Consider the following 16,250-nt stretch of genomic DNA (forward strand, 5'->3'; position numbering starts at 1 on the left):
CGTCAGTCCAGAATTACTTCGGCCTCGTCCAAGCGCATCGCGGCCCCCGCCAGACTCTCCGCTTCGAGCAGCAATTCATCGTCGAGCGAGCCTTGCGGGGTCGCCTCGCGTCCGATCATTACCATGACCGGCACGGCCAACGGACTGACGCGATCCAACTCGACATGGACCAGCTGCTCGGCAGCCCGGTCAAGGAGGTCGCCCAACCTTCCCACATCGGTCATCCGCGTCCGCGCATCTGCCCAGGCAGCCTCGAGCAGAACATGGTCGGGTTCGTATTTGCGCAGCACGTCATAGATGAGGTCGGTCGAAAAAGTGACCTGCTTGCCAGTCTTGCGCTTCCCGGGATGCTGACGCTCGACCAATCCACCGATCACCGCCACCTCGCGGAAGGCGCGCCGCAGCAGGTGGGAATTCTGGACCCACTCGACGAACTCATCCTGCAAGATGTCCGGCGACAAGAGCGGGGCGGGATCCTTGACCGGCTTCAACCCCCATACGGCCAGCGAATAGTCGTTGGCGACAAAGCCGCCCGGCATCAGCCCCCGGTCCTCCATACGACGCGTGATCAGCATTCCGAGGCTTTGGTTCGCGTTCCAGCCTTCGAAGGTGTAGTAGACGCTGTAGAAGCGCTTGGCGTGGGGGAAGCTCTCCACCAGCAATTGCCCCGGCCCGGGCATCTGCGAACGCCAGTCCTGGACTTCCAGCCATTCGCGGACATCGTCGGGAAACCGTCCCCAGCTGGCGCGATCGACCAGCATGGTGCGCACTCGATCGGCCAAGTGCGTGGTCAGCGGCATGCGCTGCCCGCCGTAACTCGGGATCATGGCGCTGGCCTTGGCGGCCTTTACGACCACTTCCATATCCTGCACCTTGATGACCTCGAGACTCATGCCGGCAAAGGCGAAAGTATCGCCGGGACTGAGCGAGGCGGCGAAGCGCTCCTCTACCTTTCCGAGGCTTCTCCCACCTCTTCCGCGACCTGCATTGATGCGCACGTCGAGCATCTCGGAATCGATGATGATCCCTGCATTGAGCCGGTGCCTTGCTGTCTGCTCCGGATGCGAAAGGCGCCACACACCCTTGCCGTCACGCACGATGCGCTTGAACTTGTCGTAGGCACGCAGGGCATAGCCCCCTGTCGCCACGAACTCGAGGACGCGACCCCAGACCTCCTTGTCGACCCAGGAATAAGCAAGGCTGGCGCGCACCTCTGCCAGAAGGCCGTCTTCCTGGAATGGTGCGGCACAGGCACAGGCCATGACGTGCTGTGCCAGGACATCAAGCCCGCCGGGGCGGAAATCCTCCCCGTCGCGCTGACCTTGGTCAACAGCATCCTTGGCCGCCGTCGCCTCAAGGAATTCGAAGCGATTGCCCGGAACCAGCATGGCGCGACTGGGCTGGTCGAGCCGGTGGTTGGCGCGACCAATTCGCTGGAGCAGGCGTGAGGAACCCTTGGGCGCACCCATCTGCACGACGAGGTCGATGTCACCCCAGTCGACGCCAAGATCGAGGCTGGCGGTCGCCACGAGTGCGCGCAATTCGCCACGCGCCATCGCTCCTTCGACCTTGCGGCGAGCTTCCTTGGAGAGTGAGCCGTGGTGGACGCCGATGGGCAGATTGTCCTCGTTCACATCCCACAAATTCTGGAAGATGTACTCGGCCAGAAAGCGCGTGTTGGTGAAGATCAGGGTCGTGCGGTTCTTTCGGATCTGGTCGTAAAGTTGTGGAATCGCCCAGGTCGCGGCATGCCCGCCCCAAGGGACTCGCTCTTCGTCCGGCAGGAGTATCTCGACCTCTGCCGGCGCGCCGTTCTCGCCCTCGACCAGTTCGACCGCATCTATGTCGCCCCACGGTGCCAGCCATTCGCGAAAACTCTCTGGGCTCGCGACAGTCGCGGAGAGCGCGGCGCGCCGCATGTCAGGAGCGATAGCCTGCAGGCGAGAGAGTGCCAGTGCCAGCAAGTCGCCGCGCTTGCCCGTAGCAAAGGCGTGAACTTCGTCGATGACGATGCGCTTCAATCCGCGGAACAACTCGAAGCTTTCGGGATAGGACAGGAGCAGCGAGAGGCTCTCGGGTGTGGTCAGCAGGATGTGCGGCGGCCGCTCGCGCTGGCGCTTCTTGCGGTCCGATGGCGTGTCGCCGCTGCGCGTTTCGATGCGGATCGGCAGCCCCATCTCCTCGACCGGGGTGAGGAGGTTGCGCTGGACGTCATGCGCCAAGGCCTTAAGGGGTGAGACGTAAAGTGTGTGCAGTCCCTCCGGCGGATCGCGATCCCCAAGACGCGATGGGGTAAAATCCGCCAGCGTGGGCAGGAATCCCGCCAGCGTCTTGCCAGCGCCCGTGTCCGCCACCAGCAGGGCGTGGCGACCGGCATCACTCGCCGCGAGCATTTCTACCTGATGGCGCCGGACTCGCCAGCCGCGCCCGGAAAACCAGGCAGCGATTTCCTGTGGTATGCGCTCTGGCTCCATGCCTCCCTGATATGGTATGGAGACGCCAACCAACAAGATTTGACGGGTTCCTCGAGGTCGCAACCGCAAGGGCGCATGCAGCGACGGAGGATATCCATGGGTTACGTGAAACTGGCAATCCAGGGCGAAAGCCACCTCGGCATCGTCAACACCGACCAGATTACCTACATCACACAGGGCATCTATGGTGCCTCGATTCACTTCTCATCGGGCGAATACCTCGTGTGCGACGGGGACCTCGATGAAGTGGCCGAGAAGCTCTTCGGAACCCCCCAGCCACTCAAGGTAACGGAAAGCTACCTGATCGGGCATCCAAAGCCCGACTAATCTGTCAGTGCCCGGCCTGCGGTCCGCGTTCGAGGCCGCTCAGCGCCAATTGTTCGTCGATCTGGGCGACGAGGCGATCGAGGCCTGCCTGGTTCTCGCTCTCGGCGCGCGCGACGAGGACGTCTTGCGTGTTCGAGGCGCGCAGGAGCCACCAGCCGTCGTCGGTGGTCACGCGGACACCGTCTGTCGTGTCCGCCACTGCATCGCTCTCGGCAATCCGGGCAGCGATTTCACCGATGGCGGCGAACTTGCGATCCTCGTCAACCTGGAAACGCAGCTCGGGCGTATTGACCATGGCAGGCATGGCACCGCGCAGTTCCGCGACGCTCTTGCCCAGCCTTGCAGCCGCCGCAATCAGGCGAACGCCGGCGTAAAGCGCGTCGTCGAAACCATAGTACTCGTCGGCGAAGAAGACGTGGCCGCTCATTTCCCCCGCCAGGGGTGAGGAAACTTCCTTCATTTTGGACTTAATCAGCGAGTGGCCGGTCTTCCACATCAGCGGGGTGCCGCCGCACTTCGCGACATGGTCGAACAGGGCGCGGCTCGCCTTCACGTCGGCGATGATGGTGCCGCCGCTGCGTCGTTTCAACAGGTCCTCGGCATAGATCATCAGCAGCTGGTCGCCCCAGATCACCCGACCCTGGCCGTCGATCGCGCCGATCCGATCGCCGTCGCCGTCGAAGGCCACACCGAAATCGAGGGACTTTGCGGAGACGAGCGCACGCAAATCCTCAAGGTTCGCCTCGACAGTGGGATCGGGATGATGATTGGGAAAATTGCCGTCGACTTCGGTGTAGAGAAGGTGGTGCTCGCCCGGCAGTGCCGCAACGAGCTTCTCGAGCGCAGGGCCCGCCGCGCCATTGCCCGCGTCCCAGCCGATCCGCATGGCGGAAAGAACCGCTGGGTCGATCCCGTCGAGCGCGGACAGCATCTTGGCGATATAGGCGTCCATGACATCGCGGTCCTCGACGCTGCCATTTCCGTCGGCCCACTCGCCCGCCGCGCCGCGACGACCAAGTTCCTGGATGTCGGCGCCGAAAAACGGTCGGCCCTGAAAAACCATCTTGAAGCCGTTGTAATTGGCGGGGTTGTGGCTGCCGGTTATCTGGATGCCGCCATCCACGTCCTCGGCTGAGGCTTCGGCATAGTAGAGCATCGGTGTCGGCCCCATGCCGACGCGCACGACGTCCATCCCCGAAGCGGTCAGCCCCTCGACCAGTGCATGCTCGAGCATCGGCGAGGACACGCGCCCGTCGTAACCGACCGCGACGCGCTTGCCCCCTGCCTCGCCCAGCATCGTCCCGAAACCGCGACCGATCGCGCGGGCATCGTCGGGGCCCAGCGTCTCGCCGATGATCCCGCGAATGTCGTATTCGCGAAGCACGGTGGGGTGGAAGGTGTGGGTCATCAATTCTGCTCCGGTATCTCGTAGGGCAGGTTCTCGAGCAGCAGATCGCGGGCTGCGTTGAGTTCCTGCATCGCGGCATTGGTGCCGCCCCTGTCGGGGTGAATCATTGCGGTCATGCGACGGTGCGCCTCGCGAATTTCACGCGCATCCGCGGCGGCGCTCACCCCGAGCAGCTTGCGGGCCTTGAACAGCGCCTGCGAGCGGGTGTCGGGTGTGGAGAGGTATTCCCACGGCCATTTGCCGAAGATCCAGCGGCATGCGACCGATACCAGCATGGCAATGGCTATAAGGCGGGTCATGTGGCGGGTTACTCCGGCTGGACGGCAGTGTCTCCGGGCAGTCGTAAGCCTTTGACGAGCCCGCGCAACTCCTGTCGCGCAACGAGGTGGCTGGTGCCGAGGTCGCCCAGCTGCCCTTTGTCGAGCAAGGTCAGGCCCGAGGGGAAGAGTTCGCGGTAGATCACACGCTCCGACAAGCCCTTGGCGATGCGGAAACCGACGCGCTTGGCCATCTCGTTCAACGCCTGCTCGATACGGGCCATGTTGCGCGCTTCGGTGTGACCGGTGCGGTTGCGCACGACCACCCAGTCCATCTGGCGCCGGTTCTGCTCGATACTTGCGCGGCTGCGCTTGAGGCGCGCTTCCCAGATCAACTCGGCATAGAAGGACAGTTTCTTGACCTTGAAGCTCTCGCCCTCGACCTGGCCGATGAGGTCGAAGTCGACGAAGCTGTCGTTCATCGGGGTCACCAGAGTGTCCGATGTCGTCGCCGCATGGCGCGCGAGGGGATCGTCACGACCGGGCGTATCGATGACCACGAAATCGGCTCCGGCCGCCTTGTCGGCGATGAATGCCTCGAAACCCGCTTCGTCCATTCCCTCGACCACGTGACATTCCACCGTGGGCAGGTCGATGCCGCGGCGCTTCATTGTGTCCGCGCGGTTCTCGAAATAGCGGCACATGGTTTGCTGGCGGTGATCGAGGTCGAACGCCACCACTCGTGCGCCGCGAAATGCGAGCGCAACGGCAACATGCACTGCAGTAGTGGACTTGCCCGTACCGCCCTTTTCATTGGCGAAGACGATACGGTGGGGAGCGGCGGTCATTGAAGGGTCCATGCTGTATTCGGTTGCACGGCTCCTATCCAAGCACGCCATCTGCCGCAACGCGCGGTCCGGCACGGCGGGTGACAATTCCACCGTCGCAGTTTCTCTGGCCAGCGCCCGCCCCGCCTCCTATGCGTCGGCCCGAAGCGGACTTGGGAGAGCGACGCTGATTACCGTTACGAAGCTGGACGAATTGCGCCGCGAGACTGACGCGCTGAAAGGATCGGGTACACTCGCCCTCGTCCCGACGATGGGCGCACTGCACGAAGGCCATCTGACCTTGGTGCGTGAGGCGCGCGCAAAGTCTGACCACGTCGCGGTTTCGATCTTCGTCAATCCACGCCAGTTCGGTGCGGGCGAGGACCTCGATTCCTATCCGCGCCAGCTTGAGCGCGACGCCAAGTTGCTCGCGCGCGAGGGCGTGGCCCTGCTCTGGGCACCGACACCGGGAGAGGTCTATCCCGAGGGCTATGCCACCAGCATCTCGGTCAGCGGGGTAAGCGAGGGCCTGTGCGGGGCTTCCCGGCCGGGCCATTTCGACGGCGTTGCCACCGTCGTGTGCAAACTGTTCAACCAGGTCCGCCCCGACATGGCATTTTTCGGCGAGAAAGACTGGCAGCAGTTGGCCGTCATCCGGCGCATGGCGCGCGACCTCGACCTCACACTCCCTCATGCCGATGCCATCCATGGAGTTGGGATCGTGCGCGAACCCGATGGCCTCGCGATGTCGAGCCGAAATGCTTATTTGTCGCAGGAGCAGCGCGTGCAGGCGGCAGGCCTTTCCGCCGCCATGCGCGAGGCAATCGCACGGATCGCCAAGGGCGTAGACGCAGGGGAAACGATTACCGACCTCAAGGCCGCCATCATCGCCGCGGGCTTCGAGACAGTCGATTATGCCGAGCTTCGCGATGCCGATTCGATTGCTCCGCTGTCGAGCCCGAATGGCAATGCTCGCCTGTTTGTCGCAGCCCGGATCGGGGGTACGCGCCTTATCGACAATATGGCGGTGTGAGAGCGTCCCCATTTCATGGGAATTGCCTCGTGTTAACGTTTCCGCCAGAGCGGCTGCACGTCGAAGCTGGCTGGCTACGCCGGCCCTTCGGAGTCGCAATGATCGGGCGCGATGCGCGAAAGCGTTTCGCGCCCGATTTGCGTCCGGAACGATGGAAAATGGTGGAGCGGGTAAGGGGAATCGAACCCCTCTAGCTAGCTTGGAAGGCTAGTGCATTACCACTATGCTATACCCGCCCGGCGAGGTCCTTGAGGCACCCGCGAACTAGCGCGCCAATGCCATTGCAGCAGGCGCATCGTCAACCGCTCATCTCAACCACCGGAAATCTATTCCTCGGCTGGTTCGGCCAGGGTTTCGGCCAGCGTCGGTTCCTCTACCACCGGTTTGGGATCCGGGCTTCCAATGTGGATGTCGACGCGCCGGTTGGCGGCGCGCCCTCTTTCATTGGGCGAGCCATCGGGCAGGGCGTTGGGCGCCACCGGGTTCTGTTCGCCGAAGCCGATCACGGTGATACGCGATTCGGCGATGCCGTTCTCGACCAGGAACGCCTTCACCGCCTCGGCGCGCTCGATCGAGGCCCTCATGTTGCTTGCGTCGCTACCGCCCGAATCACTGTGGCCGCGAAGGATGATGGGCCAGTCCATCGCCGCCTGCGGTGACTGGGCGACGGTGGCGATATCTGCGCGCGCCTGCTCGTCCAGTTCGACGCCCTCCTCGAACCGGACTGTCGTGTCGAGCGGCGCAGGCGCAACCGCTTCTGCACCGCCGATCGGCTCGACCTGGAATTCGGGGCGGAAGATCGACTTGCCAGTTCCCGATGCTGTCGCTTCCGGTTCGGGTGCGGGATCACGATCGCCGCACGATACGACAATCGTTGCAAGTAGGGTGACGGCAATGGCCGCTGTTGTGCTGGCTCGACGCGAAGTCATGCGTTCTCTCCTGCGGGACGTTGCTTCTGCTTCTTGCTCGCACGCTTCGCAGCGACCTCGCCGGGGGTGCGTCGCTGCGGCGGGGAGAAGCTGACGATGGTGTCGCCGGCACGCGGTTCGGGGTGCGCGGCGTGGGTAAAGAAGCGGATCGTGCCGTCGTGCCTGACCAGCAGCAGCATGTTCGCGGCATCGGGCAGTCGCTGTTGCGCCGCTTCGAACCCGAATTCGTCGGACAGCTTAGTCTTGCGGAAGACCCAACCCTGCGCCTGGCGCTCGTTGACGTCTTCGACACCGAAACCGGATTCGAACAGGGCCCTGCCGCGAATGCTGTTGGGAAGCGTGTGCCGATCCCTGTCGTCGACCGATTCGCCCAGCTGGAAGACCCGGTCTCGCCCGATCTCGTAGGCAAACTCGTTGCAAACGAGCGCATTGTAGGCCTCGTTCTCGGTCGCCGCTACGAGGACCGAGTAGGGCGTCAGGTCGAGATTGTGCTCGGTCGCCTCGTTGAGAATCTCGCCGTGATAAAACGGCAGTCCTTTCTGGCGTGCAGGGGCCAGACGTTGCCAGCTCGAATCGACGACCATGACCGGCGTTTCCATCTCGCGCAGCATGTCCGCGAGCGCATTCGTCCAGGGCGTGCTGCCGACGATGATCATGCCCGGACGGTTGCTGCCCTTGATCTTGAGCAGGCGGGCGACAAGGTCGATGGTGAAACCGTGTGCCACGATGGTAGCCACAACCACGGCAAAGCTAAGACCGATGAGCGCGCGCCCGTCGAAGCCGATATCGGCAAGGCGCAAGGCAAAGAGGCCGGAGATCGCAACGAGGACGATACCTCTGGGGGCGATCCAGGCGAGGAACAGGCGCTCGTTCCACGGGACCGAACTGCCGAGCAACGACAGCAGGATCGTCGCCGGGCGCACCACGAAGAGCAGGGCGAGCAGGAAGAGCCCGAAGCTCCAGTTGAGATAGGCGAGATCGGCGAATTCGAGGCTCGCCGAAAGCAGGATGAACAGCCCCGAGATGAGCAGGACGGCCACGTTCTGCTTGAACGGGTGGATGCTGCGGAGCGACTGGACGTTCATGTTCGCGAGCGCGATGCCCATCACGGTCACTGCGACAAGTCCGGCCTCGTGCTCGATCGTGTTGGAGAAGACAAAAACGACGATGACCGTTGTCAGCAGCACGGGCACCTTGAGGTATTCGGGCACGGCTCCGCGCGGGAAGGACCAAGCGATCGCCGCCGCTGCGACATAGCCGATGATGCCTGCGATGATCGCGGCGAGGATCAGCGGCGGAACTACCTCGAAAAGACCGGCATCGGGGAATTCGGCGATGCGGCGGAAGTATTCATAGGCCACGACGGCGCAGAGTGCCCCGAGCGGGTCGTTGACGATGGCCTCCCACTTGAGGATCGCCGCCGGACGGGGCTGGACCGAGGATTGGCGCAGCAGCGGCATGACCACCGTCGGGCCGGTTACGACAAGGATGCCTGCAAACAGGATTGCCACCGGCCATTCCAGCCCCCCGATCGAATGGGCCGCGAGCGAGCCGAACAACCAGCCGAGCGGGACGCCAAAAATGACGAGGCGCCATACGCCATCGCCGGCATGGCGAAGTTCGCGGAAATCGAGGCTGAGACCGCCTTCGAAAAGGATCAGCGCAACGCCGATGGCGACCATCGGTTCGAGCAGGTCACCAAAAGCGTGCTCGGGACTGAACAAACCAAGGATAGGACCGGCGAGAAAGCCTGCCGCAAGCATCAGCACGATCGCGGGCCAACCGGTGCGCCACGCAAGCCATTGTGCCCCGATGCCGAGCATGCCGACCATTGCGATGACGAGTGTCTGTTCCATTAGCCCCTTGGATCGCCCGCGCCCGATCCCGCGAGCGCCCTATTCCCCCAACGCACGACCGGGGCGATTTTTCCCGAAAGCGCGCGTCAGTCGCCCTCAAACTCCATCAGCGCGTGGACTTCGACCCCATTCGCACGCAGCAGGCTCCCTCCGCCGAGATCTGGAAGGTCGATCACGAAGGCCGCCAGCGCCACCTCCGCCCCGGCCTGGCGCAGCAGCTTTGTCGCGGCAGACGCTGTGCCACCGGTAGCGAGCAGGTCATCGACGATGGCGACGGGTTGCCCATTGGTTACCGCACTCGGATCCATCTCGAGCCGGTCCAGGCCATATTCGAGTTCGTAATCCACGCCGATCGTGTCGCATGGCAGCTTGCCCGGCTTGCGGATCGGGAGGAACGGCAGGCCGAGGCGTGCGGCAACCGCCGCCCCGAATATGAACCCGCGTGCCTCCATTCCAGCGATAGCCGACGCGCCCGCGACCCTTTCACCCAGCCACTCGACCGTCGCTGCGAACCCTTCTCCGTGACCGATCAGCGTGGTGATGTCGCGGAACTGGATGCCCGTCTTGGGAAAGTCGGGAATGGTACGCACGAGCGCCTTGAGTTCGGCGGGGGTCAAATCGCGTCTCCCGGAAAAGGAAGCGCCCCTCGCATCCCGGAGGATGGAGGGGCGCTATTTGTTTGCTTGGAAAGCAGGATCAGCCGCGCTTCTTGGGCTTCACCGCCGCCCAGATCTGCTGCTTCGACAGGTAGGCAAGAACCGTCGCGAAGAGCAGGAAGATCAGCACCGGCCAGCCGGTCTGCTTGCGCTTCACCAGCGAGGGTTCGGCAGTCCAGGTGAGGAAGGCCGAGACGTCCTTCGCCATCTGCTCGACCGAGGCGTCGGTGCCGTCGTCATAGGTGACCGCACCAGCCGAAAGCGGCGGGGCCATGGCCAGCCCGAGGTTGGCGAAATACGGGTTGTAGTGGCCGGTCGGCGAAAGCGCGAAGTCGGGGAATTCCTTCTTCAGCTCGGCCGGGATCTCCTGATAACCGGTCAGCAGCGAGGTGACATAGTTCGAGCCATCATGGCGCGCCTTGGTGATCAGCGAAAGATCGGGCGGAATGGCGTTGTTGTTGGCCGCAGCGGCAGCAACTGCATTGGGGAAGGGTGACGGGAAATAGTCGGTCGGCAGGCCCGGACGCGTGGTCGCTTCGCCGGTTGCCGGATCGACACCGGGGACCTGCTTCGAGGCAGCGAACGCCTTAACCTGGCTCTCGTCATAGCCGATCGCTTCGAGGTCGCGGAACGAGACGAACTTCAGGCTGTGGCAGGCCGAGCAGACTTCGTTGTAGACCTTGAAGCCGCGCTGCAGCTGCTGGACGTCCCACTTGCCGAACGGCCCGTCGAACGACCAGGCGTACTTGTTCGGATGCTTGTGAAACTCGTGCTCTGCCGTGGCGGGCTTGAGTTCGCCTTCCTGGATGACAGCGGTGGCGCCGGTCACGAAGGCCCACAGAACGGCAACCGTAAAGCCGATGCCGACGAGGATAGCTACGAGGCGGATGCTGAGGAGTTTGCTCATTATCTCAAGTCTCTCTTTCTCGCTCAGACCGCCGGCTTGGCGTTTTCGCCAAGCACAGCCTTGTCGTCAGAGCCGAGAACGGCTTCGGTTATCGAATAGGGCAGCGGTTCCGGCGTTTCGATCTGCGAGATGATCGGCAGGATCACCAGGAAGTGCAGGAAGTAGTACGCGGTCGCGATCTGGCTGAGCATGACATAGGGCTCTTCGGCCGCGGCGCCGCCGCAGTAGAACAGCACCGCCATGGTCGGGATGAGGCCGAACCAGAAGAACTTGCGGAACAGCGGGCGGTAGTGGCCGCTGCGCACCGGCGACTTGTCGAGCCAGGGCAGGAAGAACCACATCAGGATCGCGCTGAACATGGCGAGCACGCCCATCAGTTTCGCGGGGATGAAGAAGAAGTCCGCGGTGAAGGCGCGCAGGATCGCGTAGAACGGCCAGAAGTACCATTCGGGGACGATGTGTGCCGGGGTCGAGAGCGGGTTCGCCTCGATGTAGTTGTCCGGGTGGCCGAGGTAGTTCGGCAGGAAGAACACCAGCGCGAAATACAGCAGCAGTGCCACGCCGAGGCCGAAGCCGTCCTTCGCGGTGTAGTACGGGTGGAACGGGATCGTGTCGGATTCCTGCTTCACTTCCACGCCGGTCGGGTTCGACGAGCCGGGGATGTGCAGCGCCCAGATGTGCAGGATCACTACGCCTGCAATCACGAAGGGCAGCAGGAAGTGGAGGCTGAAGAAGCGGTTGAGCGCGGCGTTGTCGGGCGCATAGCCGCCGAGCAGCCAGACCTGGATCGGCTCGCCCACCAGCGGGATCGCGCCGAACAGGCCGGTGATGACCTTAGCGCCCCAGAAGCTCATCTGGCCCCAGGGGAGGACGTAACCCATGAAGGCGGTGGCCATCATGAGCAGGAAGATCACGACGCCGAGCAGCCAGATCATCTCGCGCGGGGCCTTGTACGAGGAATAGTAGAAGCCACGGAAGATGTGCAGGTAAACGACGATGAAGAAGAAGCTGGCACCGTTGGCGTGGGCATAGCGCATCAGCCAGCCCCAGTTGACGTCGCGCATGATGTGCTCGGTCGTCGCAAAGGCGACCTGCGCGTTGGCGGCATAATGCATCGCCAGGACCACGCCAGTGACGATCTGCAGCACCAGGAAGAAGCCGGCAAGAACGCCGAAATTCCAGAAGTAGCTGAGATTGCGCGGAACCGGGTAGCCGGCGCCGATGGCGTTATAGACCAGCCGCGGCAGGGGCAGCTTCTCGTCCATGAACTTCATGAACGGAGTGGTCGGGGTGTATTCCTTGGCCCAGGGAAAGCTCATGGTCTCTTCTCTTCTCTAAGCTCAGCCGACCTGGATGACGGTGTCGGAGGTGAACTCGTATTCCGGCACTTCGAGGTTCTTCGGTGCAGGACCCTTACGGATGCGGCCGGCGGTGTCGTAGTGCGAACCGTGGCACGGGCAGAAATAGCCGCCGAACTCGCCCTTCACCTCGCCCTCGGCAGCGCCGAGCGGGACGCAGCCCAGGTGGGTGCAGACGCCCATGGTGATGAGCATGTCCTTGTGGCCTTCCTTGGTCCGCTCTTCCAGCGTCTGCGGGTCGCGCAGGCTGCTGGTGGCGACCGCTTCGGCAGCGGAAATTTCGGCCGAGGTAAGGCGGCGGACGAACAGCGGCTGCTTGCGGAACACCGCCTTGATCGCCTGGCCCGGCTGGATCGCCGACACGTCGACCTCGGTCGAGCTCGCGGCGAGCACGTCCTTGGAAGGTGCCATCTGGCTGACCAGCGGATAGACGACCGCGAGGCCGCCGATTCCGGCAGCGCTGACGGCTGCAATATCGAGAAAGTCGCGGCGGCGGATGCCGTCGTCGGTCACGCCTGCCGTTTCGGGAGTTGCGGTTGCAGCGGTGTCTGCCATCAGCGCGTTGCCTTGCCTGCCTGTTACCTGCGCCCCTGCCCGAGGACCGGGCGCGACGCTTTGTGCGATTACCAGTCCGGAGCCGGGACCGATTGCCGCCCTGCCATCTATGCAGAATGCGCGAAAGCCCCCGGTTACCCGGTTTGGTCCGGGCCTCTAGCGGCTATGCGACAGGTTGCCAACAGCCATTTTGGCCCCTTCCACCGCGTTCGCACCGTTACTGCGGCAGGGCAATCACACTGACCTGCCGCCCACCCGTATCCTCTCCCCGGTGGGTAGCCCTGCGGAAGGAGAAGAATCGGCCAGGATCCGCATAGGTGTCGAGCGCAAGGTCCTCTACCGCACCAACGCCCGCGCGTTGCAGGCGATGGACGACATAGGCCGGCAGGTCGAACTGCCAGTGGCCCTCGCGGCCCTCGTGGAAGAAACGGGCGTCGCTCGCTTCGAATTGTCGGCGGAAGCCGTCATCGACCTCGTAGCTTGCCAGTGCGATCGTCGGCCCCACCGCAGCGCGGATTCGGTCGGCGCGCGCGCCTAGCGCCTCCATCGCGGCAACGGTCGCCTCGAGGACGCCCCCATGCGCCCCGCGCCATCCCGCATGTGCCGCCCCGACGACCTGCGCCGAAGGATCATGGAACAGGACGGGCGCGCAATCGGCAGTCACGATCGACAGGACGAGGCCGGGGCGAGCCGTTACCAGCGCATCGGCCTCCGGAGGAACCTCCCACGGCGCGACCACCGTCATGACATCGGGCGAGTGGACCTGCTTGGCCCTGACGAGTTCAGAGCCGGGCAGCACGTCATCCGCCTCCAGCCCTTCGCGGGTCGAGAACCCGTGCGGGACCCCGCCGAGCAGGGCAGAGCGGATGATCTCAGCCAAGCGAACGGGTGACCTGTTCGAATGTGTCGCGAGACAGTTTCGGGGCGGCGGCGATTCGCTCCAGCTGTTCGCGCATCATCGCCGCGCGCTTGGGTTCGATCCTCCGCCAGCGACCGAGCGGGGGAACGAAACGCGCCGCGGTCTGCGGATTGATCGGATCGAGTTCGAGGATCAGGTCGGCGATCATCCGGTAGCCCTCGCCATCGGGGGAATGAAAGTGGTGGGGAGTGCCAGCGAAGGCCATGTAGAGCGACCGCACGCGGTTGGGGTTCTTGAGGGTGAACTCCGGATGATCGCGAAGCGCCTTGACGTGCTCGATCGCATTGGGGTGGAGCGAGGACGCCTGGAGCGAGAACCACTTGTCGATGACCAGCGCATTGCCCTCGTAGCGGTTGTAGAAGTCGAGCAGGCGCCCGGTACGCTCGGCACTGTCGATGCCGGTAAGGACCATGAGCGCGCCCTGGCGATCGGTCATGTTGTCGGCATTGTCGTACTGGTGCGCGGCCAGTTCGACCGCCTTGGCCGGATCGCTGGCGGCAGCGAAGGCGAGGACCAGCGTCTTGACCTTGCGCGCACCCCGCGAGGCGAGGTCGAGCGAATAGGGTGCCTTTTCCGCCCGGTCGTAGAGGGCGTGGAATTCGTCCCGCAGTTCCTTGCCCAGGAAAGCTTTCAGGGCCTCGCGCTCCTCGTGGATGCGGGTCGGATCGGCGACCAGCATCTGCTCGGCGAGATAGGACTGGCTGGGCAGCGTCATCAGCTCGCCGCGCATCAGGTCGTCGAGCGATTCATCGACCAGCACCGCGCCCATTGCCCGTGCGATGTCGGCCTGCGCCGCAATGCGCTCGTTCTCGCCGAGCTCGCCCGAAACAGCAGCGACGAGGTGGCCACCCATCAGTTCCTGCATAGCTTCGTAGCGGGCGAATGGGTCATCGTCCTTGGCGGCGAGGAAAACGAGGTCTTCGCGCGACGCGCTGCGTTCGATGGTGACAGGGGCGGAGAAGGTACGGTTGATCGACAGTACCGGTGCCTCGGCGAAACCGTCGAAGGCGAATGTATCCTCGGACTTGTCGAGTACCACCAGTTGCTCGCCGCGATGCGTGCCGCTGGCACGGTCGAACAGCGCGATCTTGAGCGGGATCGGCATCGGCCGCTTGCTGTCCTGCCCCGGCGTCGGCGGGACATGCTGTTTCAGCGTCAGCTTTGCCGTCTCGCCCGAATGGTCAAGCGCCGCGGTTACCTTGGGCGTGCCGGCCTGCGAGTACCACAGGCGGAATTGCCCGAGGTCGAGGCCCGCACCATCCTCGATCGACTTGACGAAATCCTCGCAGGTCGCGGCTTCGCCGTCGTGGCGCTCGAAATAGAGGTCGGTCCCTGCGCGGAACCGCTCCTCGCCCGCCATGGTGCGCATCATGCGGATGACCTCGGCGCCCTTGTTGTAGACGGTGGCGGTATAGAAGTTGTTGATCTCGCTGTACGAATCCGGACGGATCGGGTGGGCGAGCGGCCCCGAATCTTCGGGGAACTGGACCCCGCGCAGGACGCGCACGTCCTCGATCCGCTTCACTGGTGCGCTGCCCATGTCCTGGCTGAACAGCTGGTCGCGCAGCACGGTGAAGCCTTCCTTCAGGGAAAGCTGGAACCAGTCTCGGCAGGTGATGCGATTGCCCGACCAGTTATGGAAGTATTCGTGGCCGATGACCCCCTCGATCCCGTCATAGTCGCCGTCGGTGGCGGTCTCGGGGTCGGCAAGGACGTATTTCGTGTTGAAGACGTTGAGGCCCTTGTTCTCCATTGCGCCCATGTTGAAGTCGCTGACAGCGACGATGTTGAACAGGTCGAGGTCGTATTCGCGACCGAAGGTTTCCTCGTCCCACTTCATCGAGCGCTTGAGGCTTTCCATGGCGTGCTCGGTGCGTTCGAGATCGCCGTCGCGCACCCACACGTTAAGTTCGACCTTGCGCCCGTTCATGGTGGTGAAGCTGTCGCTGCGCGCGACAAGGTCGCCCGCCACGAGTGCGAAGAGATAGGACGGCTTGGGCCAGGGGTCGTGCCACTCGGCCCAGTGGTTCTCGCCTTCCTCACCCGTTGCCGTGCGGTTGCCGTTGCATAGCAGGATCGGGAACTGCACCTTCGGTCCGCTCATCCGCACCGTGTAGGTCGAGAGCACGTCGGGCCGGTCGGGGAAGAAGGTGATGCGGCGGAAGCCCTCCGCCTCGCACTGGGTGCAGAGCATGCCGTTCGAGGCATACAGCCCCATCAGCTGCGAATTGGCCGCCGGCGAAATCTCGGTGACGATGCGCAAGGCATGGCTGTCGCCGGGGAGCGTGACGACGAGGTCGTCGCCATCCATCATGTACCCTTCGCATGTCTCGCCGTCGCACTGCAATTCCCTGACCGTCAGCCCATCGCCGTTTAGACGGATCATCGGCGTGCGTTCGGCGGCGGGATTGCGCTCCACCTTCAGCGTCGCGACCACGCGCGTCAGCTCGAGGCCGAGTTCGAATTCGATGTGCACTTCGGGCACCACCCATCCGAAGGGCGTGTAATCCTCGCGCCTGATGATCGCAGGCTTGTGCGGTTCGGTCGCGGCATCGGCCATCTCGGGGTTGCCATCGGGGGTTGCGGGGGTGCGGGCGATATCCATGGAATTCCTGTCGTGAAGTGCGGCGCTTGCTCTGTCATTCAATACAACGCCCGTCGAGCCTTCGCGTTCACTTGTCGTGCAGATGGCTGCGCTCGATTGACAGATTCCCGCGATCGTCGCAGCGATGCGCACCAAGGGA

Annotated in this window: 14 protein-coding genes and 1 tRNA gene; 2 read left to right on the forward strand and 13 right to left on the reverse strand. The window is 63.8% G+C overall.

What is annotated here, in order from left to right:
* Positions 1-2 precede the first annotated feature (2 nt).
* Positions 3-2,474 (reverse strand): ligase-associated DNA damage response DEXH box helicase, encoded by a 2,472-nt coding sequence (locus RAM60_RS12140; RefSeq protein WP_369026553.1) that lies wholly within the window; start codon positions 2,472-2,474, stop codon positions 3-5.
* Positions 2,475-2,570: 96 nt separating this feature from the next.
* Between RAM60_RS12140 and RAM60_RS12145 the strand changes: the two genes are divergently transcribed.
* Positions 2,571-2,801, forward strand: a complete 231-nt coding sequence (locus RAM60_RS12145) for a hypothetical protein (protein ID WP_369026552.1) — start codon at positions 2,571-2,573, stop codon at positions 2,799-2,801.
* 4 nt (positions 2,802-2,805) lie between these two features.
* On the opposite strand, the gene pgmG is transcribed toward RAM60_RS12145, so the two are convergent.
* The 3 genes from pgmG to RAM60_RS12160 are packed head-to-tail and all read right to left on the reverse strand — an operon-like array spanning position 2,806 to position 5,314.
* Positions 2,806-4,209, reverse strand: coding sequence for a phosphoglucomutase/phosphomannomutase PgmG (pgmG, locus tag RAM60_RS12150; protein WP_369026551.1), 1,404 nt, complete (start codon positions 4,207-4,209; stop codon positions 2,806-2,808).
* Positions 4,209-4,508 carry a J domain-containing protein gene (locus tag RAM60_RS12155; protein WP_369026550.1) on the reverse strand — a complete coding sequence of 100 codons (300 nt, stop codon included), beginning with the start codon at positions 4,506-4,508 and terminating at the stop codon, positions 4,209-4,211. Before RAM60_RS12155 ends, pgmG begins: the two co-directional genes overlap by 1 nt.
* 8 nt (positions 4,509-4,516) lie before the next feature.
* Complete coding sequence (locus RAM60_RS12160) at positions 4,517-5,314, reverse strand: division plane positioning ATPase MipZ (RefSeq protein WP_369026549.1); 798 nt, start codon at positions 5,312-5,314, stop codon at positions 4,517-4,519.
* A 166-nt stretch (positions 5,315-5,480) separates the two neighbouring features.
* Between RAM60_RS12160 and panC the strand changes: the two genes are divergently transcribed.
* Positions 5,481-6,326 carry a pantoate--beta-alanine ligase gene (panC, locus tag RAM60_RS12165; protein ID WP_369027329.1) on the forward strand — a complete coding sequence of 282 codons (846 nt, stop codon included), beginning with the start codon at positions 5,481-5,483 and terminating at the stop codon, positions 6,324-6,326.
* A gap of 162 nt (positions 6,327-6,488) precedes the next feature.
* Here panC and RAM60_RS12170 read toward each other — a convergent pair.
* From RAM60_RS12170 to pepN, 9 genes are all read right to left on the reverse strand, one after another.
* A tRNA-Gly gene (locus tag RAM60_RS12170) sits at positions 6,489-6,562 on the reverse strand.
* Between the two features lie 90 nt (positions 6,563-6,652).
* Entirely contained in the window at positions 6,653-7,255 is a 603-nt protein-coding gene (locus RAM60_RS12175) for an OmpA family protein (RefSeq protein ID WP_369026548.1), read from the reverse strand.
* The gene (locus RAM60_RS12180) at positions 7,252-9,111 is read right to left on the reverse strand and encodes a cation:proton antiporter (protein WP_369026547.1); all 1,860 of its coding nucleotides are present in this window, start codon (positions 9,109-9,111) and stop codon (positions 7,252-7,254) included. The genes RAM60_RS12175 and RAM60_RS12180 overlap by 4 nt, the downstream gene beginning before the upstream one ends.
* Before the next feature lie 86 nt (positions 9,112-9,197).
* Entirely contained in the window at positions 9,198-9,728 is a 531-nt protein-coding gene (locus tag RAM60_RS12185; RefSeq protein WP_369026546.1) for an adenine phosphoribosyltransferase, read from the reverse strand.
* Between the two features lie 79 nt (positions 9,729-9,807).
* Positions 9,808-10,674, reverse strand: a complete 867-nt coding sequence (locus tag RAM60_RS12190; protein ID WP_369026545.1) for a cytochrome c1 — start codon at positions 10,672-10,674, stop codon at positions 9,808-9,810.
* 23 nt (positions 10,675-10,697) lie between these two features.
* Positions 10,698-11,993, reverse strand: a complete 1,296-nt coding sequence (locus RAM60_RS12195) for a cytochrome b (protein WP_200981616.1) — start codon at positions 11,991-11,993, stop codon at positions 10,698-10,700.
* Between the two features lie 21 nt (positions 11,994-12,014).
* Positions 12,015-12,587, reverse strand: a complete 573-nt coding sequence (gene petA, locus RAM60_RS12200; RefSeq protein ID WP_369026544.1) for a ubiquinol-cytochrome c reductase iron-sulfur subunit — start codon at positions 12,585-12,587, stop codon at positions 12,015-12,017.
* A gap of 217 nt (positions 12,588-12,804) precedes the next feature.
* The gene (gene pgeF, locus RAM60_RS12205; protein ID WP_369026543.1) at positions 12,805-13,467 is read right to left on the reverse strand and encodes a peptidoglycan editing factor PgeF; all 663 of its coding nucleotides are present in this window, start codon (positions 13,465-13,467) and stop codon (positions 12,805-12,807) included.
* Positions 13,460-16,111: an aminopeptidase N gene (pepN, locus tag RAM60_RS12210; protein ID WP_369026542.1), complete on the reverse strand. Its 2,652-nt coding sequence runs from the start codon at positions 16,109-16,111 to the stop codon at positions 13,460-13,462. The genes pgeF and pepN overlap by 8 nt, the downstream gene beginning before the upstream one ends.
* Between the last annotated feature and the right edge of the window lie 139 nt (positions 16,112-16,250).

The sequence above is a fragment of the Qipengyuania sp. RANM35 genome, from assembly GCF_041021145.2.
Classification (GTDB): Bacteria; Pseudomonadota; Alphaproteobacteria; order Sphingomonadales; family Sphingomonadaceae; genus Qipengyuania; species Qipengyuania soli.

Bases quoted from the DNA above. Each gene is read 5' to 3' on its own strand.
- RAM60_RS12140 (WP_369026553.1), bottom strand. From the start codon at position 2,474: ATGGAGCCAGAGCGCATACCACAGGAAATCGCTGCCTGGTTTTCCGGG.
- RAM60_RS12145 (WP_369026552.1), top strand. From the start codon at position 2,571: ATGGGTTACGTGAAACTGGCAATCCAGGGCGAAAGCCACCTCGGCATC.
- pgmG (WP_369026551.1), bottom strand. From the start codon at position 4,209: ATGACCCACACCTTCCACCCCACCGTGCTTCGCGAATACGACATTCGC.
- RAM60_RS12155 (WP_369026550.1), bottom strand. From the start codon at position 4,508: ATGACCCGCCTTATAGCCATTGCCATGCTGGTATCGGTCGCATGCCGC.
- RAM60_RS12160 (WP_369026549.1), bottom strand. From the start codon at position 5,314: ATGACCGCCGCTCCCCACCGTATCGTCTTCGCCAATGAAAAGGGCGGT.
- RAM60_RS12175 (WP_369026548.1), bottom strand. From the start codon at position 7,255: ATGACTTCGCGTCGAGCCAGCACAACAGCGGCCATTGCCGTCACCCTA.
- RAM60_RS12180 (WP_369026547.1), bottom strand. From the start codon at position 9,111: ATGGAACAGACACTCGTCATCGCAATGGTCGGCATGCTCGGCATCGGG.
- RAM60_RS12190 (WP_369026545.1), bottom strand. From the start codon at position 10,674: ATGAGCAAACTCCTCAGCATCCGCCTCGTAGCTATCCTCGTCGGCATC.
- RAM60_RS12195 (WP_200981616.1), bottom strand. From the start codon at position 11,993: ATGAGCTTTCCCTGGGCCAAGGAATACACCCCGACCACTCCGTTCATG.
- petA (WP_369026544.1), bottom strand. From the start codon at position 12,587: ATGGCAGACACCGCTGCAACCGCAACTCCCGAAACGGCAGGCGTGACC.
- pepN (WP_369026542.1), bottom strand. From the start codon at position 16,111: ATGGATATCGCCCGCACCCCCGCAACCCCCGATGGCAACCCCGAGATG.